This window comes from Henriciella aquimarina (assembly GCF_002088975.1).
Lineage (GTDB): Bacteria > Pseudomonadota > Alphaproteobacteria > Caulobacterales > Hyphomonadaceae > Henriciella > Henriciella aquimarina.
The window spans coordinates 165,790-184,791 of the sequence record NZ_NCST01000019.1; the positions used below are offsets into that span (position 1 = coordinate 165,790).

The 19,002-nt window shown below is 61.3% G+C and carries 17 protein-coding genes; 9 read left to right on the top strand and 8 right to left on the bottom strand.

The genetic code is table 11. The features are described 5' to 3' along the window. Window positions 1-10 precede the first annotated feature (10 nt). The 5 genes from B8784_RS02770 to lpxB are packed head-to-tail and all read left to right on the top strand — an operon-like array spanning window position 11 to window position 4,408. Window positions 11-604 (top strand): OmpH family outer membrane protein, encoded by a 594-nt coding sequence (locus B8784_RS02770; protein WP_084396094.1) that lies wholly within the window; start codon window positions 11-13, stop codon window positions 602-604. 2 nt (window positions 605-606) lie between these two features. Beyond that, window positions 607-1,623 carry a UDP-3-O-(3-hydroxymyristoyl)glucosamine N-acyltransferase gene (lpxD, locus tag B8784_RS02775; protein ID WP_084396095.1) on the top strand — a complete coding sequence of 339 codons (1,017 nt, stop codon included), beginning with the start codon at window positions 607-609 and terminating at the stop codon, window positions 1,621-1,623. Next, entirely contained in the window at window positions 1,620-2,411 is a 792-nt protein-coding gene (gene lpxA, locus B8784_RS02780) for an acyl-ACP--UDP-N-acetylglucosamine O-acyltransferase (RefSeq protein WP_233355939.1), read from the top strand. Before lpxD ends, lpxA begins: the two co-directional genes overlap by 4 nt. 8 nt (window positions 2,412-2,419) lie before the next feature. After that, window positions 2,420-3,259 carry an LpxI family protein gene (locus B8784_RS02785; protein WP_084396096.1) on the top strand — a complete coding sequence of 280 codons (840 nt, stop codon included), beginning with the start codon at window positions 2,420-2,422 and terminating at the stop codon, window positions 3,257-3,259. Between the two features lie 3 nt (window positions 3,260-3,262). Next, on the top strand, window positions 3,263-4,408 hold the full coding sequence (gene lpxB / locus B8784_RS02790; RefSeq protein WP_084396097.1) for a lipid-A-disaccharide synthase: 1,146 nt from the start codon (window positions 3,263-3,265) through the stop codon (window positions 4,406-4,408). On the opposite strand, the gene gltA is transcribed toward lpxB, so the two are convergent. Together gltA and gltX are read right to left on the bottom strand one after the other, a co-directional pair. Beyond that, window positions 4,405-5,712 carry a citrate synthase gene (gltA, locus tag B8784_RS02795; RefSeq protein ID WP_084396098.1) on the bottom strand — a complete coding sequence of 436 codons (1,308 nt, stop codon included), beginning with the start codon at window positions 5,710-5,712 and terminating at the stop codon, window positions 4,405-4,407. The two genes, lpxB and gltA, sit on opposite strands and share 4 nt — an antisense overlap. A gap of 1 nt (window position 5,713) precedes the next feature. Beyond that, window positions 5,714-7,222 carry a glutamate--tRNA ligase gene (gene gltX, locus B8784_RS02800; protein WP_084396099.1) on the bottom strand — a complete coding sequence of 503 codons (1,509 nt, stop codon included), beginning with the start codon at window positions 7,220-7,222 and terminating at the stop codon, window positions 5,714-5,716. A 90-nt stretch (window positions 7,223-7,312) separates the two neighbouring features. Here gltX and B8784_RS02805 point away from each other — a divergent pair, with 90 nt between their 5' ends. Further along, window positions 7,313-9,379 (top strand): ComEC/Rec2 family competence protein, encoded by a 2,067-nt coding sequence (locus B8784_RS02805; RefSeq protein WP_158085549.1) that lies wholly within the window; start codon window positions 7,313-7,315, stop codon window positions 9,377-9,379. Here B8784_RS02805 and lexA read toward each other — a convergent pair. The 6 genes from lexA to B8784_RS02835 all read right to left on the bottom strand — a co-directional run bounded on the left by lexA (window position 9,370) and on the right by B8784_RS02835 (window position 15,846). After that, entirely contained in the window at window positions 9,370-10,056 is a 687-nt protein-coding gene (gene lexA, locus B8784_RS02810; RefSeq protein ID WP_084396101.1) for a transcriptional repressor LexA, read from the bottom strand. The genes B8784_RS02805 and lexA overlap by 10 nt on opposite strands. A gap of 62 nt (window positions 10,057-10,118) precedes the next feature. Beyond that, on the bottom strand, window positions 10,119-10,919 hold the full coding sequence (trpC, locus tag B8784_RS02815; RefSeq protein WP_084396102.1) for an indole-3-glycerol phosphate synthase TrpC: 801 nt from the start codon (window positions 10,917-10,919) through the stop codon (window positions 10,119-10,121). Window positions 10,920-10,923: 4 nt separating this feature from the next. Continuing rightward, complete coding sequence (trpD, locus tag B8784_RS02820) at window positions 10,924-11,955, bottom strand: anthranilate phosphoribosyltransferase (RefSeq protein ID WP_084396103.1); 1,032 nt, start codon at window positions 11,953-11,955, stop codon at window positions 10,924-10,926. Next, window positions 11,952-12,518, bottom strand: coding sequence for an anthranilate synthase component II (locus B8784_RS02825; RefSeq protein WP_084396104.1), 567 nt, complete (start codon window positions 12,516-12,518; stop codon window positions 11,952-11,954). Before B8784_RS02825 ends, trpD begins: the two co-directional genes overlap by 4 nt. Then, window positions 12,515-13,945: an anthranilate synthase component I gene (gene trpE / locus B8784_RS02830; RefSeq protein ID WP_084396105.1), complete on the bottom strand. Its 1,431-nt coding sequence runs from the start codon at window positions 13,943-13,945 to the stop codon at window positions 12,515-12,517. The genes B8784_RS02825 and trpE overlap by 4 nt, the downstream gene beginning before the upstream one ends. Beyond that, window positions 13,942-15,846: a SurA N-terminal domain-containing protein gene (locus B8784_RS02835; protein ID WP_084396106.1), complete on the bottom strand. Its 1,905-nt coding sequence runs from the start codon at window positions 15,844-15,846 to the stop codon at window positions 13,942-13,944. Before B8784_RS02835 ends, trpE begins: the two co-directional genes overlap by 4 nt. 87 nt (window positions 15,847-15,933) lie before the next feature. Here B8784_RS02835 and tpiA point away from each other — a divergent pair, with 87 nt between their 5' ends. The 3 genes from tpiA to B8784_RS02850 all read left to right on the top strand — a co-directional run bounded on the left by tpiA (window position 15,934) and on the right by B8784_RS02850 (window position 18,953). After that, the gene (tpiA, locus tag B8784_RS02840; protein WP_084396107.1) at window positions 15,934-16,689 is read left to right on the top strand and encodes a triose-phosphate isomerase; all 756 of its coding nucleotides are present in this window, start codon (window positions 15,934-15,936) and stop codon (window positions 16,687-16,689) included. Window positions 16,690-16,754: 65 nt separating this feature from the next. After that, the gene (secG, locus tag B8784_RS02845; protein ID WP_084396108.1) at window positions 16,755-17,258 is read left to right on the top strand and encodes a preprotein translocase subunit SecG; all 504 of its coding nucleotides are present in this window, start codon (window positions 16,755-16,757) and stop codon (window positions 17,256-17,258) included. Window positions 17,259-17,318: 60 nt separating this feature from the next. After that, entirely contained in the window at window positions 17,319-18,953 is a 1,635-nt protein-coding gene (locus B8784_RS02850; protein WP_084396109.1) for a CTP synthase, read from the top strand. The last annotated feature ends 49 nt before the right edge of the window (window positions 18,954-19,002 follow it).

Below are 19,002 nucleotides of genomic sequence, written 5' to 3' on the forward strand. Positions count from 1 at the left end.
GGAGGAACTGATGAAACTGATTAAAGCTGCGCTGGCAGCCTTCGCCCTTGCCTTCACGGGCACCACTGTCGCTGCCCCAATTGCCGCGGCGCAGGGGACGAATGTCGTCGTTATCGATCAATCCCGCATCATGCAGGAAAGCGCTGGCGGCAAGGATATCATCTCGAAAGTCAACGCAATCGAGCAAACCATGCAATCGGAACTCAAGCCGACGCAGGACTCGCTGGCTACCGAAGGTCAGGCGCTTGATGCGAAGACGGCCAACATGACGATGGACGCCATCGCTGCCGACGACGCGCTGCGCACCGAGGTGGAGCAGTTCGCCCAGAAGGCTCAGGCCTTCAACCGGCGGCGCAAGATTGCCTCGGCTGAGCTGCAGGCAACGGAACGCGCCGCCTGGAACCAGTTCTTCTCGGCCATGCAGCCTGTGCTTCAGGAGGTTGTCGCCGAGAAGGGGGCCGATGTCATTCTTGATCGCTCTGACGCCATCTATGCGTCTCCTTCTGTCGATGCGACGGATCTTGTCATCAGCAAGATGGACGCAAAGCTCTCGACGGTGAACGTGGTTCGCCAGAAGATCCAGACACAACAGCCCCAGCAGTAGCCATGTCTATAGACCGCCGGTTCTACGAATTGCTGGGTCCGGTCTCGGTGAGCGACCTTGCTACGCTGACAGGCGCGGCAGTTCACGGGGACAGCACGGCACAAGTGACCGGCGTGTCCGCCGCCCACAATGCCCGGCGCGGCGAAGTCTGTTACTTCGATGGCGCCAAGCCGCCGGCTGAAGGTGATATCAGCCCGACGGCGGTGGCCTGCTTCGTCCAGGAGAAATACGTGGAGGCGCTTCCGGCGGGGGTCGTCGCGCTAAGCGTGGCGATGCCGCGCTCAGCGCATACTTTGGCGGCAGGCAGCCTCCTTCGCTTGCGCAGCTGGACGGATCAACCGCAGGCGGACGTGCAAACCAACATCCATGAAACGGCCCGGATCGCGCCCGGGGCCTATGTCGCGCCCGGCGCGGCTATCGGTGAGCAGACCGTGATCGGTCCGAATGCCGTTATCGGGCCTGGCGTCCAGATCGGCCGGGATTGCGAGATCGGGGCAAATGCCTCGGTTCAGTGTGCCCTCATCGGCAATCAGGTGAAGATCTATGCCGGCGCGCGGATCGGTGAAAGCGGCTTCGGCGTAACGGCCGGGCCAAATGGGGCCGAGGACGCCCCTCAATATGGCCGTGTGATCATCCAGGACCATGTGACGGTCGGGGCCAATACCTGCATCGACCGTGGCGCATTCGATGACACGATCATTGGCGAACATGCCAAGATCGATAATCTCTGCCAGATCGGGCACAATGTCGTTCTCGGCCGGAGCGTTCTCGTCGCCTCTTTCGGTGGCATTTCCGGCAGTGTGACCATTGGTGATGGCGCCATGCTGGGGGGACGTGTCGGGATCGCCGACCATGTTAAAATCGGGGCAGGTGCCCAGATCGCCGCATCGGCTGGGGTCTTCCGTGAAATTCCCCCGGGCGATAAATGGGGCGGTACGCCGGCGCGACCGATTCGTCAGTGGCTGAAAGAGGTCGCCTGGCTCCAGAAGCAAACAGGCGACGGAAAGCGAGCGAAGTGAGTGTAGAGATTCACCCGACCGCAATTGTCGAAGACGGGGCGCAGCTTGGCGAAGACGTCTCGGTTGGTGCGTTTGCCTTTGTCGGCGCGCAGACGACGCTTGGCGACGGATGCCGGATCCATCAGCGCGCGACCGTGACCGGGCTCACCGAGCTTGGAAGCGAGGTCGAAGTCTTCCCGGGCGCTGTGATTGGCACCGCCCCGCAGATCCTCGGCTTCAAGGATGACGGAACTTCCCGCATCACGATCGGCAAGCAGACAGTCATCCGGGAGCATGTGACCATTCATGGCGGGTCGCCCGCGCATGGGGGGCTGACTTCTGTCGGCGACAACTGCCTGATGATGGTCGGCGCTCATATCGCGCATGATTGCCATGTTGGCGACAAGTGTGTTTTTGCAAACAATGTCGCCCTTGGCGGGCATATCGTGGTTGGCGATCAGGTCTGGATGGGTGGCCTGGCCGCTGTTCACCAGTTCTGCCGGATCGGCCGGCACGCCTTTGTCGGCGGCGGGGCCATCGTGGTCGCCGACATCATCCCTTACGGCTCCGTGATCGGTAACCACGCGCATCTTGCGGGGTTGAATATCGTCGGCATGAAACGGCGGGGCTTCAGTCGTCAGACCATCCACGACCTACGGGCGGCCTACCGGATGCTGTTTGCCAAGGAAGGCACGTTCAGCGAACGCGTCGCCGACGCCGAAGAGAGCTATGGCGATTGTCCGGAACTCGTCGAAATCATTGAATTCATTCGTGCCAGCAAGAGCCGCTCTCTCTGCCTTCCGGAGTAACTGGTCCGATGGCGAAACTCGGAATTATTGCAGGGCTTGGGGGCTTGCCTGTCAGTATCGCGCAGGCGGCTGAGGCCGACGGGCGTCCGTTTCATGTCTTTCGGCTCGCCGGTTTTGAAGAGCCGCGTCTGGAAGCGTTTCCCTGCGAGACGGTCGGCATCGGACAGATCGGGAAGCTGGTCAAACGCCTGAAGGCCGAGGCCTGTGAGGATGTTGTCCTGGCCGGCATCGTCAAGCGTCCCGACTTCAAGGACATCCGGCTGGATATGCGGGGGGCACGGCTGTTGCCCCGTGTCGTCAAGGCCGCACGGAACGGGGACGATGCCCTGCTGCGCGTCATCATTAGTGAACTGGAGCAGGAAGGCTTTCACGTCATCGCAGCAGAGGACGCAGCCGGGGCCCTGAAGTCCGGCAGCGGTCATCTCAACGGGCCCGCGCCGGATGAGGGCGCGATCGCCGATTTGAAGAAGGCCGCCGGCATCGCATCGGAAATGGGGCGGCTGGACATCGGGCAGGGCTGTGTTGTCTGTGATGGTCTCGTCCTTGCCGTCGAGGCCCAGGAGGGCACGGACCGGATGCTCGAGCGGGTCGCCGCGCTCGAGCCCGAAATCAGGGGGACGTCGTCGCGCCGCCGTGGGGTACTCGTCAAACGCCCCAAGCCGATCCAGGAAAGGCGTATCGACCTGCCGACCATCGGGGCTGGCACGATCGAGAAAGCCGCGGCCTGTGGGCTGGCCGGGATAGGAGTCGAGGCCGGAGGCGCGCTTTTGCTCGACAAGGCGCGCATTGAGGCATTGTGTGATGAGCTGGGCGTTTTCCTTTATGGGTTCCCGCCCGACTGGAGCTGATGGATGGCGTCGGTATATCTCGTAGCGGCTGAACCTTCCGGCGATTTGCTGGCGGCCGAGATCGTCCAGAAGCTGCGCGCTATCTCGCCTGGGCTCGACATTAGTGGCATTGGCGGCGAGGCGCTCGCCGCGGAGGGTATCCTCTCTCCTCTTGATATCTCGGAGCTGTCGGTCCTGGGCTTTGTGGAGGGTATCAAGATCTACAAGCGCGTCGTCGCGCTCGCTGACGAGGCCGCAGACGATATCATTCAGACTAATCCAGACGTTGTGGCCCTGGTCGATTCCTGGGGATACACGCTTCGCGTTGCTCAGCGTGTGCGCAAACGTGCGCCGCATATCAAGCTGGTGAAAGTGGTCGGCCCACAGGTCTGGGCCACGCGGCCCGGCCGCGCAAAGACGCTGGCAGGGACGGTCGATCATCTCGTCTGTATCCAGGCTTTCGAGGCACCGTTCTATGAACCGTTTGGCCTGCCGGTCACGGTGATGGGCAATCCGGCGCTTTCGCGGGGCGAAATCGGCAATCGCGAGGCGGGCCGGAAGGCGCTGGACGTGCCGGCGGAAACACCGCTTCTCCTGGTCCTGCCAGGAAGCCGGCGTAGTGAAATCGACCAGGTGGCGCCGCGTCTTCTCGATGCGGCGAAACAGGTGAAAGCACGCCTGCCGGAGGCCGAAGTCGTGGTGCACCCTGCGGCAAATATACGGCCATATTTTCTGGAGTGCTTTCCGGACACGGAAAACTGGGTGCGGGTCTCGTCCCGCGAAGCCAACCGGGCGGATGTCATGGCCTGTGCCGACTATGCTCTGGCGTGTTCGGGAACCGTGACCAGTGAGCTTGCCCTGCAGGAGACGCCCTTCCTTGTCGGTTATCACACAGGCTGGATTACATGGGCGCTAGCCCGGTTTTTCCTGTTCAAGCCAACTCACATCACATTGCTGAACATTGCCGCGGACGACACAGAAGTCGTGCCGGAATTCGTGCAGACAAAATTCAGGGCTGATGACATGGCCGAGACGGCCGTGAAGATGCTGAGCGACAGAGCCGCCCGTGCGGCGCAGATTGCGGCACAAAAAAATGCTCTCTCCCGAATGGGAGAGAGCAAAATGGATTCAGCGGAAATCGCTGCAAAGGTACTTCTGGACTACACCTAGCCGCGTTGATCCACCGGCACGAAGTCGCGCATGGCTTCGCCTGTGTAGATCTGGCGCGGACGGCCGATGCGTTGCGTCGGGTCCTCGATCATCTCGTTGAGCTGCGCGACCCAGCCGACGGTGCGTGCAAGCGCGAACAGCACGGTGAACATCTCGGTCGGGAAGCCCATCGCATCGAGGATGATGCCCGAATAGAAATCGACGTTCGGATAGAGCTTCTTCTCGACAAAATAGTCGTCCTCGAGCGCGATCTTCTCGAGCTCCATTGCGACTTTCAGGATCGGCGTATCCTTGAGGCCAAGCTCATCCAAGACCTCGTGGGCGGTCTGCTGCATGACCTTCGCGCGCGGGTCGTAATTCTTATAGACGCGGTGGCCGAAGCCCATCAGGCGGAATGGATCATCCTTGTCCTTGGCACGGGCGATGAATTCCGGGATGCGGTCAACGCTGCCGATCTGGTGGAGCATGTTGAGGCAGGCCTCATTGGCGCCGCCATGCGCGGGCCCCCAGAGGCTCGCCACGCCCGCGGCGATCGCTGCGTAGGGGTGAGCCCCCGACGAACCGGCCAGACGGACCGTGGAGGTCGAAGCATTCTGTTCGTGGTCGGCATGCAGAATGAAGAACCGGTCCATCGCTTTCGAAAGCGTCTGGCTGATCTTGTAGTCCTCGGCCGGAACCGAGAAGCACATGCGCAGGAAGTTCTCCGCATAGGAGAGGTCATTGCGCGGGTTCACGAAAGGTTGACCGATCGAATATTTGTGGATCCGGGCCGCCAAGGTCGGCATTTTCGCGATCAGCCGGATCGAGGCCAGCCGGCGTTCTTCCGGGTCGGCACTATCCATGGAACTTGGATAGAAGGCCGAGAGAGCACCCACAGTACCCGTGAGCATGGCCATCGGGTGGCTGTCACGGCGGAAGCCGTCAAAGAACCGGTCCATCTGCGTGTGGAGCAGGGTGTGCTGGGTCACCTGTTTCGTGAAGCCCTGGAATTCCTTCTGCGTCGGCAGCTTGCCGTTGAGCAGGAGGTAGCAGACTTCAAGATAGCCAGACTGGTTGGCCAGCTGGTCGATGGGGTAACCCCGGTGAAGCAGAATTCCTTCCTCACCATCAATAAATGTAATCTGGGATTCACAGCTTGCAGTCGATGTGAAACCGGGGTCCAATGTGAAAACACCGGCTTCGCCATAGAGTTTTTTGACATCGACGACGTTCGGTCCGTGTGTGCCACTCAGGACGGGAAATTCGTAGGATTTCCCATCAAGATCGAGCTTTGCTGTGCCAGCAGGTTTGGTCTTGTTGATCATGTCAGCCCTCTTCAACGTGTCCTTCTTGGTCGCTCCCGGCTTTCGCCCGGGCGAGGTGAAAATCAATACGCGCCAGTGTCTCGTCCCGGCCAAGCCATGCCATGACCGGCGCAAGGTCCGGTGCAGGCAGTCCGCCGGTGAGTGCCGCGCGAATAGGGGGTCCGACCTGTCCGAAGGACAAATCGCGCGCTGAGCAGAAAGACTCTAGTGCATGTTGCAATGCGGTATCGCCCCATTCCGCAACGTTGGCAATGGCTACGCGCAAATCAGCCAGCCGGTCGAGATTATCTCCGGAAAGGGCCTTGCGGGCTTTCTTGTTGAGATTGTCGGCATTGGACGTCCAGAAAAAGCGGAAGGCCGAGGCGAGTTCGTCGAGTGTGGCCCCTCGATCCTTCATGGCCGGCAGCGCGGTACGGATGCGCTCGAGCGTATCCTCGGAGAGGTCTGCCGCGGCCGCTTCATTGAGCCAGGGTTTCAGCAGATCGAACAGCCGGTCATTGTCGCATTCGCGGATAAAGTACGCGTTGACGTCATTCAGCTTGGCGAGATCGAGCCGGGCTGGCGCTTTGTTGATCGCCTCAAGCGAGAAGACCTTGGCCGCCTCATCAAGCGTGAAGATCTCCTGGTTGCCGTGGCTCCAGCCAAGGCGAAGCAGGTAGGCATTCATGGCTTCGGGCAGATAGCCCATCTCGCGATAAGCTGTGGTGCTCAGCGCGCCATGGCGTTTCGAAAGCTTTGCACCATCGTCCCCATGGATCATGGGAACATGGGCGAAGACGGGAATGTCCCATCCCATGGCCTCGAAGATCGGGACCTGCCGGAAGGTGTTGCGCAGATGGTCGTCGCCCCGGACGACATGGGTGACCCCCATATCATGGTCGTCGACCACAACGGCCAGCATGTAGGTCGGTGAACCATCGGTGCGCAGCAGGATCAGGTCATCAATTTCAGTTGCCTTGATGCGGATTTCGCCCTGTACCTTGTCATGGACGATAATATGCCCCTCGTCCGGCGCTTTCAGCCGGACTGTGTAGGGCGCATCCTCGTGGGGCGGCCCGCCGCCATCGCGATAGGGGGAACGGAAAGGCGCAAGCAGTTCTTCGGCTTTTTGACGCAGCTCCGCGCGCTCTTGCTCGCTCCGGTTCTCGTCCTTGGCAGCTGCGCGAACGGCTTCGCCTTCCTCGCGACGGGCCTGGAGCTCTTCAGGGGTGACATAGCATCGAAACGCGGCCCCGGATTCGATGAGGGCCTTCGCACACTCTGCATGGCGGTCCGCGCGAGTGCTCTGGAAGAGAGGCGCTTCATCGGCCTCCAGTCCAAGCCAGCTCATCCCGTCCAGGATGGCGTCAACGGCCTCCTGCGTTGAGCGGGCCTTGTCGGTATCCTCGATCCGAAGCAGGAACTTTCCCTGGTTGCGGCGCGCAAACAAGTAGTTGAAAAGAGCTGTTCTGGCACCGCCGATATGTAGCATTCCGGTCGGGGAGGGGGCAAAACGGGTAATCGTCGTCATAATCTGGACAGATCGTTCAATTTCATTGGCTCAACTAAGTCTGGTCGCCATGAACACGCTCGCGTGCAAACAGGCAAGAGCGCGACTGATGTGGCAAGCGAGTCAGGCGCCGACAAGCCCAATCTCCAACTCGTTTTACGCGGACCGCTTTATTTTGCCCTGGGACTGTGTGCTGGTGTCGCCATCTATTTTTCTCTCGGCTTCGAGCCGGCGCTTGCGCCTTTGCTCGTTCTCGGAGGAAGCGCCTGTGCTCTCGGCCTGTGGAGCCGGAGAACCGTTCTTCCATGGCCGTTGCGGCTCGGACTGATACTGGCGGTGGCGGCCTCAACGGGCTGTCTAGTCGCCAAAGTTCACACAGCGCTGAAGCCCGCACCGGTGATGACGCATACAATCGGACCGGTGCTGCTGGAAGGATGGGTGACGAGCATCGATCCCGGCCAAAACGGGGACAGGCTCCATCTGAACGTGCATGCTGTTGCGGGCTTCAAAAAGGCCGACATTCCCGACCATGTCCGTCTGACACACATGCTGTCGCTCAATGTCGCGCCCGGGCGTTTCGTGCGCTGCTATGCCGTGCTGCGTCCGCCACCCCAGGCGAGTTTGCCCGGAGATTATCAGTTCAATCGCCAGGCCTTTTTCGAGGGGCTTGGCGCGGTTGGGTACGTTATGGGCCGCTGCAGGGGCGGAAGTCTCGGGACGCAAAAGGGCGGGCTGGCGCGAGCTGAGTTGTGGATCGGCAGTGTCCGCCGAAGGCTGGCCGAACATGTCCATGAGGTCGTGGGCAAACAGGCAGGCGGCTTCGCTGCTGCTTTGACGTCCGGTGACCGGAGCTTCATGCCTCAGGCGGATGTTGAGGCTTTGCGCAATTCCGGTCTCGCGCACCTGTTGGCAATCTCGGGTCTGCATCTCGGCATCGTTGCCACGCTGGTATTCTTTGCGGTGAAGCGCGCCCTTTCGGCCTGGGAGTGGCTGGCCCTGCGATACCCGGTCCAGAAGCCCGCCGCAGTAGCCGCTCTCCTGGCGACTGGGGCTTATATGATCCTGTCAGGGGCGAGTATATCGACACAACGCGCCTTCATCATGGCCAGTGTCGTGTTTGTTGCGGTTCTGCTTGACCGGGCACCGCTTAGCCTCCGGAGCTTTGCCATCGCCATGATGGCCGTGATCCTGATCCAGCCTGCCAGTGTCATGACGCCTGGTTTCCAGATGTCCTTTGCCGCAACGGGCGCCCTTATCACCGCTTATGAGGTCTGGAACCGGCACGAAGCCGAACAGGGCCGGACCGGGCGGAGGGGCATCGGATTTGTCCTGAAATCGCTCGTTGTCACATCGACCGTAGGCGCGCTGGCGACGGCGCCTTTCGCACTCTACCACTTTGACCGGGTCGCGCCGCTGGGCCTTGTCGCGAATTTCCTGGCCATGCCGATCGTGACCTTCGTCAGCGCGCCAGCTGCGGGGCTTGCGCTCGTGGCGGCACCTTTCGGCTTGTCCGACATCTTCCTGAAGGTGTTCGGCTGGTCTCTGGAGCGCGTTCTCGACATCGCCTACTGGGCTGCCGGGCCCGAGGACAGGGGTTTGAGCTTTGGCGAGGCCATGCCTGCGGCGGTTCTGATCCTGTTGACTATCGGACTCAGCGCCACCTGTTTGCTGCCGTCTGTTCGTCAGAAACTGGTGGGCACATCAGCACTGCTCGGCGTGTCCATTCTGGTCTGGAAAGCGTCCCCCACGCTCTTGGTGCACTGGTCGGCCTCCGGCGACCTGTTCGTTCGCGGGCCCGAGGCCGTCATGCGGATCGAACTGGCAGAAGGCGAGGGGTTAAGCCCCTTGCGATTTTCAGAACTCGACATCGCCCGTGCATGTGAGGATGGATGCCGGATCAACAGCCTTGGAAAAGGCACGGTCGTCGCCGGGGAAGCCGACTGGGTGGAACGGGCATGCCGCGGGCGGCAGCCGGTCATTCTGGCCGCGAGCCTTACATCCACGTCCCTAAAGTGTCAGGCGGAGACCATCGACCTGGATTGGGAGACAACCCGTCAGGCAGGTGGCGTTACCATTCTCAGGCGTATCGATGGAACGCTCCTTCGGCGCGTGCCGCAATGCGGCCACCGTCCTTGGGCGCCGTGTCTCGATGGGCGCCGCCCGCCGGATCAGTCGTAGCGGCGAACCAGAGCGACGAGGCGGCCCTGTACGCGGACACGGTCGGGGCCAAAGATACGGGTCTCGAAAGCGGGGTTGGCGGCTTCAAGGGCAATCGATGCCCCTTTCTTGCGGAGCCGCTTGAGCGTGGCCTCTTCCTCGTCGATCAGCGCGACGACAATGTCGCCGGTATTGGCGTCATCGGTGCGTTTGAGGATGACGAGATCACCATCGAGAATGCCGGCATCGATCATCGAGTCGCCTTTGACCTCAAGCGCGAAGTGGTCGTCACCCTCGGGCAGATCATCCGGCGGGCGGACCCGGTGGGTCTCGTTCTGGATGGCTTCGATCGGCACGCCCGCAGCAATACGGCCAAGGACCGGGATTGTATGATCGGCCATTTTCGGGGCCGGGGTGGCGGAATTGCTAACTACGCTGGGGCGGAAAGCCTGACGGCCGCGCGGCGGTGCTGCCGGCGTGGCGGAATCGGGAAGTTTCAGGACTTCCAGAGCCCGGGCGCGATTGGCCAGGCGTTTAAGGAAGCCACGCTCTTCAAGCGCGGTGATAAGCCGGTGAATGCCGGACTTGGAGGCGAGGTTCAGCGCTTCCTTCATCTCGTCAAACGAAGGCGAAACGCCATCCTGCTTGATGCGTTCATGGATGAAGAGAAGCAGCTCTCTCTGTTTACTGGTCAGCACGTCGTGCCCTCCAAATCAACCGAATCTGTTCACGCATGTTCTACATGCGTTCTCGTTTCGGGTCAATCGGATGCTGTCTTGCGTAAAATTGCACACATGGCTGAGCGGTCACGGGCTTTCATCAGGCTCTCACCGATCAGGAAGCGCCGGGCCCCGGTCTCTCTCAGTCTCAGAATGTGCTCCGGCGCCGAAATGCCGCTCTCGGAGATGAGCGCCTTGTTGGCTGCCAGACCACTGGCAAGCCGTTCGGTAATCGAAAGATCTGTCACCATGCGCTTCAGGTCTCGGTTGTTAATGCCAACCAGGCCGGAGGGCAGGGCATTCGCGCGCTGCAACTCATCCTCGTCATGAACTTCGACAATCGCATCCATGCCAAGCTCGGAAGCTGCCGCACATAGTTCGCGTGCGAGCGCGTCATCGACAGCTGAGAGGATAACGAGAATGGCATCTGCCCCATGAGCGCGGGCTTCGACCACCTGGATCGGGTCGATCATGAAGTCCTTCCGCAGCAGCGGCAGGCTCACAGCAGCGCGAATATTGGCGAGATCGGTAAGCGAGCCACCAAAACTTGGAAAGTCGGTCAGCACCGACAGGCAGGCGGCGCCCCCACGTTCATAGTCCCGGGCAATGTCGAGCGGATTGGCACCGGGCAGAATATCCCCGGCCGAAGGGGATTTGCGCTTCAGTTCGCAGATAAGGGCATTTTCGCCGCTCTCGGCAATCTCGTCGAGCCGGGTCGCAAAGCCGCGTGGCGGGGGGGCAGCCTCGGCCTCGGCAAGAAGGTCGCCGACCGCACGCTCGGCCTTCAATGAGCGAACTTCATCGTGCTTATAGTCCAGAATGCGATCGAGAGCCGTCTTCATGAAGTCAGTCGTCTTCCCCGTGACTGATTCTGGCAAGTTCTCCGAGTGTCGCCAGGGCTTTCCCGCTGTCTATGGCCTTGGCGGCGAGCTCTGCGCCCGCTTTCAGGTCGGTTGCCAGACCGAGGATGTGCAGCCCGGCCGACGCGTTCAGCAGGACCACGTCCCGGAATGGGCCGGGCCGTCCTTCCAGGAGATCGCGGATGGCGGCTGAGTTCTGCTCAGGGCTGCCGCCTTCGAGCGCCGAGAGCGGGCTTGCATCCAGCCCGGCATCGGCTGGCGTGATGGAACGCTCGTTGATTTGCCCATCGGCCACTTCGAGCACGCGGGATTGCCCTGAAATCGACAGCTCATCGATGCCGTCCAGGCCGTGCACGACCCAGGCTTTCTCGATGCCGAGCTTGAGAAGCGTGTGGGCGACCGGCTCGAGCCATCGCGACTCGTACACCCCGAGGATCTGGTGTGTGGCGTTTGCGGGGTTCGACAGCGGCCCCAGCATGTTGAAGATGGTCCGGATACCGAGGCTGCTCCGGATCGGGGCCACGTGGCGCATCGCAGAATGGTGGCTCCTGGCATAGAGAAACCCAACGCCTGTAGCGTCCACGGAATGCCTGAAGGTCTCTGCGGAAATATCGAGGTCAACGCCCAAGGCTTCCAGTACATCCGCCGAGCCGGTCTTGGGCGGAACCGACCGGTTACCATGTTTGGCCACACGGCCCCCGGCGGCGGCGATAACGATGGCACTGGCCGTCGATGTATTGAGGGAGGACCAGGGCAGGCCGCCAGTGCCGCAGGTGTCGAGCAGCGGGCCGGGCATGGCCACTGTGCGCGCATGCTGGCGCATGGCTGTTGCGCCGGCAAAGAGTTCGTTTGCTGTCTCGCCGCGCACCGCCAGTCCCATGAGGAAAGCCCCCACCTGCTCGGGCTGGGCTTCGCCCGACAGAAGGGTGTCGAAGGCGTTGATCAGCATGTCCTCTGGGAGTTCCTGGCTGCGGGCAAGCGCCTTGATGGCATCTGAAAGGGCAGGCGTGGATGTCATGTCAGTTTCAGGAAATTCTCAATAAGTTCATGGCCATATTCGGTTTTTATCGATTCCGGGTGAAATTGCACCCCGTAAACAGGCCGCGTCTTGTGATGGACGGCCATGATCTCTCCGTCTTCCGTCCAGGCATCCGCGACGAGCGTATCCGGCAAGCGCTCGGAGGGAATGGCGAGCGAATGGTAACGGACAACCTCATAAGCGTCCGGAAGGCCCTCGAACAGGCCGGTCTGGGTATTGTGGATGCGCGAGATCTTGCCGTGCAGGATCGCCTGGGCGTGAATGACCGGTTCGCCCATGGCATCGCCGATGGATTGATGGCCGAGGCACACACCGAGAATGGGAAGGTCGTCCGGAGCGGCCTTGATAATGTCGACACAGATGCCCGCCTCGCGCGGCGTGCAGGGGCCGGGCGAGAGAACGATACCATCGGGCTTCAGCGCCAGGGCTTCCTCGACACTTTTTTCGTCATTCCGGATCACATGCGTGCGCGCGCCGGCCTGCTCGAGATAGTGGACGAGGTTCCAGGTGAAGCTGTCATAATTGTCGATGACGAGGATCATTGGTCGAACTCATATATGGCCGCCATCTCGGCTGCCCGTCTCAGCGCGCCTGCCTTGTGGACCGTTTCGTCATATTCGTATTGCGGATTGCTATCGAGCACGACACCGCCGCCGGCCTGGACGTGGATCTGGCCGTCCTTCAGAACGGCTGTCCGCAGCGCGATGCAGGTGTCCATGTCACCATTCCAGCCGAAATAGCCGACAGCGCCGCCATAGATGCCGCGTCGGGAGGTTTCGAGTTCATCGATGATCTGCATGGCGCGGATCTTCGGCGCGCCCGACACCGTTCCGGCGGGAAGACCAGCGAGCAGGGCGTCGACCGCATCGAGGCCTTCGCGCAGGTCACCTTCCACATGGCTGACAATGTGCATGACATGGCTGTAGCGTTCGACAATGAACTGTTCGCTCACCTCGACACTGCCATAGGCTGCGACACGGCCGACATCGTTACGGCCCAGATCGAGCAGCATGAGGTGCTCGGCCCGTTCCTTCTCATCGGCGAGCAGGTCGGCAGCCCGGCGCGAGTCCTCCACCGGATCGCCGGAGCGTGGCCGGGTCCCGGCAATTGGCCGGATGGCGACACGTCCGTCGCGCAGCCGCACCAGTATTTCCGGGCTTGAGCCCACCAGGCTCACATCGCCGAGGTTCATATGGAACATGAAAGCCGACGGATTCAGCCGCCGCAGGGCACGGTAAAGGCTGATGGAGTTCCGTTTGAAGGGCGCCGAGAACCGCTGGCTCGGGACAATCTGGAAGGTGTCGCCCGCGCGCGCATACTCGACGGCCGCCTCGACCATCTCGAAATAGCGTTCCTTGCTGGTGTTGGAAGTGAAGGCCAGCGTGTCGCTTTCCCGGTCACGCGGATTGGCCGGGGCCAGTCGCTCCAGGGCCTCTTCGACACGGTCGAGGCGCACTTCGGCATCGCTGCCATCAGCCTTTTGTGCCCGCCCGACAAGAAGCATCTCCTGATAGAGGTGGTCGAAAATGATCACGACGCCGGGAATGACGAGCAGAGCCTCCGGCACGTGGAGATCGTCCTGTGCCTTGATGGTGACCGGCTCGACATACTGGATCATGTCGTAGCCGATATAGCCGAAGGCGCCCGATGCCATGGGCGGCAGGTTGCTTTCATCTGTCTCTGCGCGCGCTGCGTCGACGAACTGGCGAAGGGCTTTGACAGGGTCGCCTTCGACCGGGCATGCATCCTCGAAGGCGGCGCTGCTGGCTGTTTCGGCTTTGCCGCCAGAAACCCTGAACCAGCTCAGTGGCTCCAGGCCGAGGAAGGAGAACCGGCCGAGCTTTTCGCCGCCCTGAATGGACTCGAACAGGAAGGTTCCGGGCGCTTCAGGCCCAAGCTTCATGATGGCCGAGATCGGCGTTTCGATGTCGCCGATCCGCCGCCTTACAATCAGTCTGTCGCAGGTCATGTGTCCGGGTTCACACGGGCTTTATAGGCTTCCAGGGCCGATCTGTTGACCTGAAGATCGACCGAGTTCTGGATATCGGCGGCAAACGCCTCCAGCAAATCGCTGGAGAGCTGCTGTTGCACTTGGGTGCCCGAGACCGATGCCAGCGCTTGCAGCTCGGAGGCCGTGGGCCGGTCGATGGAGCGAAGCTCGATGATCGCGACCTCATTGGGGTTTTGCGTTTGCGCGATAAACACATCCCCTTCATTCCGAAGCGAGAAAAGCCCGGAGATGAAGGCTTGCGGAATGCCTGATTCCTCAGACGCACGCCGCGTCACCGCCGTTTCGGGGGCGCCCACCGTGGCGCCGTGAGCCTCGGCGGCCTCCGAGAGTGTCAGCTCGTCAGCCTCGAGGCGGGACTTGATGGACTCTGCGGCTTCCACGAGGGCTTCGCTGCGCCGCTGCCGTTCGATCACTTTGCGCAGATCCTCCTGGAGGTCTTCGAGCGGAGGGGTGAAAGCTTCCACGACATTGTCGACGCGAAGGACATAGGCCGTCTCGTCGGCGCCGAAGCGGGCGGTGGTGCTGCCCTCGGTCAGATCGAAGGCGCGCGTCAGGATTTCCTGATTCTGACGCAGGACCGACGGCGCCTGGCCGCGGTTCGTAACACCGGAGCGGTCAACCGGCGCGAAGCTGAGGACCGGTGTGCCCATCTGACGGCCAATCTCTTCGAGGCTGGCGCCAGTGCCGATCAGATTGTCGAGCTGGGTAAGCGAGTCATAGTAGAGCCCGATGGCTTGCTCGCGGGCCAGCGCCTCGACGATCTGGTCGCGGACCTCTTCAAACGGCTCGACGTCGCCGGGCTCGATGCTGTCGAGCCGGATGACGGTGAAGAAATTCCCTGTTTCGACCGGGCCGAACAGGCTGCCGGGCGCTGCCGCCGGTCCGAAAACCTGGTCTGCGAGCGCCTGGCTCGACATGCTGGACTTCGTTCCGCTGCGTTGGGATGTGTTGGCAAGGCCGGGCAATGTTGAAGGATCTGCGCCGCCGGCCAGGCGACCGGACGCATTGCGGGCCTGTTCCTGGCTTTCGAAAACGAACTGGGTCCAGGTCCGTGTGCCGGGCCCAGAGAACTGCTCGGATTTGACGGCGTCATAATAGGCCCGCAGCTCCTCATCGGTGAACTCCGACTGGTGGAGGAAATCATCGACCTGCAGATTGACCAGGCTGATGGAGCGGCGGGGCGGATTTGTCAGTGATTGCTTCTGCTCTTCGTAAAAGGCTGCAATGTCTTCGTCGCTCACCGGTTCAGGTTCCGGGAGGCTGTCGCGAGACAGCATGAACCAGGCTGCCTTGCGCAGCTCGCCGGAATAGGCCGCCTGAAGTTCCGCGAGGCTGACCGGCGCTTCCAGCGCGGCACGCGCCGTTGAGGTCAGCCGGGAGATGGTCAGATCGCGTTCGATGAACCTTTCGAACATGGCAGGCGTGAAACCACTGGCGCTGAGAAGCTGGCGATAGCGTTGTGTATCGAATGTCCCACCAGGCCCAATGAAGGAATCATCGTTGCGGATAACCTCCAGGACAGCCTGGTCAGTCGCACTTGCGCCCAGTTCGGCGGCATAGGCCGCCAGGGCCGTCCGGAAAAGCTCGCGCTGGTAAATCTGGTCGATGAGACCTCTTTCCGCTGCCTGAGCCTTGCTGAGGGAGCGGCCGCGGTCATCGGTGGCTGTTCGCAATTCACGTTCGACTTGCTGGTCGAATTCAGCCTCTGACAGCTTGACGTCGCCGGCGCTGGCGAGATTATTCCCGAGCCCGCCTGAAAAGACGTCGGTCACGCCCCAGGCGCCCATCGCCACGATGAGTAGGACGAAGAGGATCCCAGCAAGTCTGGTGCGGAGCATGTTGCGAATGAGTGTGAGCATGTGCGGTTTGCCTCGCAGTTTGCCTTGTAACCGACCGAACTGCTTGCTAGGCGAGCGCGCTTACAGTTGCAAGATGGGGAAAGCGGCATGGTCAGGCCACTGATTGCCGGAAATTGGAAAATGAACGGCACACACCGGTCGCTCGACCTGGTGCGGGATGTTGTCTCGGGGCTCGCTTCGCTGGAGGACAAGGCCGATTGTCTTGTCTGCCCGCCGGCCACGCTGCTGGGGCAGGTGTCTCAAATCGCGGGAGAAAGCCGGCTCGTTACAGGCGGGCAGGATTGTCACGCTGAAGAATCGGGTGCCCATACGGGGGATATCGCTGCGGAGATGATCGCGGACATGGGCGCAACCTATGTGATCATCGGCCACTCGGAGCGCCGGAGTGATCATGGCGAGAGCGATGCTATCGTGGCGGCCAAGGCCGAGGCGGCGTTTCGTGCAGATCTCGTCCCGATCATTTGTGTCGGTGAGACACTCGAAGAGCGTGAGGCTGACAAGACGATCGACGTCATTTCCAGTCAGCTCAAGAACTCCATTCCGGACTCTGCTGCCAATCAGACGTTCGTCGTTGCCTATGAGCCTGTCTGGGCCATCGGCACCGGAAAGGTCGCGACGCCGGGTCAGGTCGCTGAAGTGCATGACGAGATCCGCAAGCAGCTGTCGCAGCGCTTTGGCAGTCATGGTGATGAACGTCCGCTTCTTTACGGAGGCTCGATGAAGCCCGGCAATGCCGCCGAGCTTCTCGCGCTTGAAAACGTGAATGGCGGCCTCATCGGCGGGGCCAGCTTGAAAGCCGAAGACTTCCTGGCCATTTACGCCGCTTGTGTCAGCAATTTGTGAGGAAGAGACTTGGCGCAGGGGGCTGAACGTCCTATCCGGCCCGTGTCACATCTGAAGAGACATTCATGACCGTTATTCTCGTCATCCACATTCTCGCCAGTCTCGTTCTTGTCGGCGTCGTCCTGCTGCAGCGCTCCGAAGGGGGCGCGCTTGGCATTGGCGGCGGCGGTGGCGGCGGTGGCGGCCTGATGTCGGGACGCGGTGCAGCCGGTGCCCTGGTGCGCACAACCATCATCTTTGGCGCGATCTTCTTTGTGACCAGCCTCACCCTGACGACCATGTCGACCCATATGGCGTCGGACAGCCGGACGGATATCGAACGTCAGCTCGACGAGGAATATGGCGGTGACCCGCTTGATGTCACCGATCCGTCCCAGCCTCTGCTCGACGACAGCTCGTCTGCCTTCCCGCAAGAAGGCAGTGAAACGGGCAAAGACGTGACGGCAACGCCTGAGGAAGAGTCGGCTTCGGACCCTCTGGCCGCCGAGACCGGTGGTGAGGATCCGCTCGCCGCTGACGTGCCGTCTGAAGGTGGCGACGAAGAAGCTGTGGATGAGCCGCAGCAATAAGTGATCATCCGGCGCATCCTTTGGTGGCGCCGTTCAGCGAATCGGGCAAACTGACACTCCATGATCCGCTATATTTTTATTACCGGCGGCGTGGTTTCCTCGCTTGGAAAAGGCATTGCATCGGCGGCGATGGGCTCGCTGTTGCAGGCTCGTGGGTACAAGGTCCGGCTGCGCAAGCTTGACCCGTATCTGAATGTCGACCCCGGCACGATGTCACCGCGCCAGCATGGCGAGGTTTTTGTCACTGACGATGGTGCCGAGACCGATCTCGATCTCGGCCACTATGAGCGCTTCACGGGTGTTTCCGCGCGCCAGTCCGACAATATAACGACCGGCCGTATCTATCAGTCCATTATCGAGAAGGAGCGCCGAGGCGACTTTCTCGGAGCGACCATCCAGGTCATTCCGCATGTGACCGATGCCATCAAGGAGTTCGTCCTCTCTGACCCCGGCGACGATGTTGATTTCGTGCTGTGCGAAATCGGCGGCACGGTCGGCGACATTGAAGGCCTGCCTTTCTTCGAGGCCATCCGCCAGCTTGGCCAGGAGCTCGGCCCCGAGCGGACCTGCTTCATCCATCTGACGCTTCTGCCCTACATCCCTGCGGCTGGCGAGATGAAGACCAAGCCGACACAACACTCGGTGAAGGAGCTTCGTTCGATCGGCATCCAGCCACAGATCCTGCTGTGCCGGTGCGACCGCCCGATTCCGGAGACGGAGAAAGGCAAGATTGCGAGCTTCTGTAATGTGCGCCCCTCCAGCGTGATCGAGGCGCGCGATGTCGGCCACATCTATGACGTGCCGGCGGCCTATCATGCCGAGGGGCTGGATACCGAAGTGCTCTGGCACTTTCGAATCGATGACGCGCCGAAGCCGGATCTCACGCGTTGGAACGAGATCGCGCACACCATCCATAATCCGGATGGCGAAGTCTGCGTCGGTCTCGTGGGCAAGTATACCGATGTGCCGGACGCCTACAAATCCGTCTCTGAAGCCTTGGTTCATGGCGGCCTGGCCAACAAGGTCCGGGTCAAGGTCCGCATGATCGACTCCGAGCAGTTCGATGACGAGCATCACCCGCTCGATATTCTCGAAGGCGTGCATGGCGTTATTCTGCCGGGCGGATTTGGCGAACGCGGGGCCCATGGCAAGATGCGCGCGGCCCGGTTTGCCCGGGAGCGGAAACTCCCGTGCTTTGGCATCTGCTATGGCATGCAGCTCTCGGTGATTGAGACAGCGCGCCACATGGCCGGCATCAAGGCGGCCTCGACCACGGAATTCGGCCCGACCGATGAGCCCGTTGTCGGCCTCATCGAGGAGTGGACGAAGGGCAACGAAAAGATCACGCGCGACGAGAACACCGACAAGGGCGGCACGATGCGGCTAGGCGCCTATCCGGCAATTCTCAGGCAGGGCAGCAAGGTCGCGGAAATCTATGGCACGTCCGAGATCTCCGAACGCCATCGTCACCGCTATGAAGTGAACCGTGGCTATATCGAGAAGATGGAAGCCGCCGGTGTCGTCTTCTCCGGTATGTCTCCGGATGGCATGCTGCCGGAGATTATCGAGCTGAAGGATCATCCCTGGTTTATCGGGGTGCAATTCCATCCGGAACTGAAGTCTCGGCCCTTCGATCCGCACCCGCTTTTTGCGAGTTTCATCGAAGCCGCGAAAGTGCAGTCGCGCCTCGTCTGACGGGTTGCAATTCCGCAAGCCTCTAAGTATACGCGCGGTTTGAATTCAC

What these genes read in the sequence shown, in the direction of transcription:
- B8784_RS02770 (WP_084396094.1), top strand. Translation starts at nt 11, where the DNA reads ATGAAACTGATTAAAGCTGCGCTGGCAGCCTTCGCCCTTGCCTTCACG.
- trpC (WP_084396102.1), bottom strand. Translation starts at nt 10,919, where the DNA reads ATGAAGACGGCTCTCGATCGCATTCTGGACTATAAGCACGATGAAGTT.
- gltX (WP_084396099.1), bottom strand. Translation starts at nt 7,222, where the DNA reads ATGACGACGATTACCCGTTTTGCCCCCTCCCCGACCGGAATGCTACAT.
- B8784_RS02850 (WP_084396109.1), top strand. Translation starts at nt 17,319, where the DNA reads ATGATCCGCTATATTTTTATTACCGGCGGCGTGGTTTCCTCGCTTGGA.
- lpxD (WP_084396095.1), top strand. Translation starts at nt 607, where the DNA reads ATGTCTATAGACCGCCGGTTCTACGAATTGCTGGGTCCGGTCTCGGTG.
- trpD (WP_084396103.1), bottom strand. Translation starts at nt 11,955, where the DNA reads ATGACATCCACGCCTGCCCTTTCAGATGCCATCAAGGCGCTTGCCCGC.
- gltA (WP_084396098.1), bottom strand. Translation starts at nt 5,712, where the DNA reads ATGATCAACAAGACCAAACCTGCTGGCACAGCAAAGCTCGATCTTGAT.
- secG (WP_084396108.1), top strand. Translation starts at nt 16,755, where the DNA reads ATGACCGTTATTCTCGTCATCCACATTCTCGCCAGTCTCGTTCTTGTC.
- trpE (WP_084396105.1), bottom strand. Translation starts at nt 13,945, where the DNA reads ATGACCTGCGACAGACTGATTGTAAGGCGGCGGATCGGCGACATCGAA.
- lpxB (WP_084396097.1), top strand. Translation starts at nt 3,263, where the DNA reads ATGGCGTCGGTATATCTCGTAGCGGCTGAACCTTCCGGCGATTTGCTG.
- B8784_RS02785 (WP_084396096.1), top strand. Translation starts at nt 2,420, where the DNA reads ATGGCGAAACTCGGAATTATTGCAGGGCTTGGGGGCTTGCCTGTCAGT.
- B8784_RS02835 (WP_084396106.1), bottom strand. Translation starts at nt 15,846, where the DNA reads ATGCTCACACTCATTCGCAACATGCTCCGCACCAGACTTGCTGGGATC.
- B8784_RS02825 (WP_084396104.1), bottom strand. Translation starts at nt 12,518, where the DNA reads ATGATCCTCGTCATCGACAATTATGACAGCTTCACCTGGAACCTCGTC.
- tpiA (WP_084396107.1), top strand. Translation starts at nt 15,934, where the DNA reads ATGGTCAGGCCACTGATTGCCGGAAATTGGAAAATGAACGGCACACAC.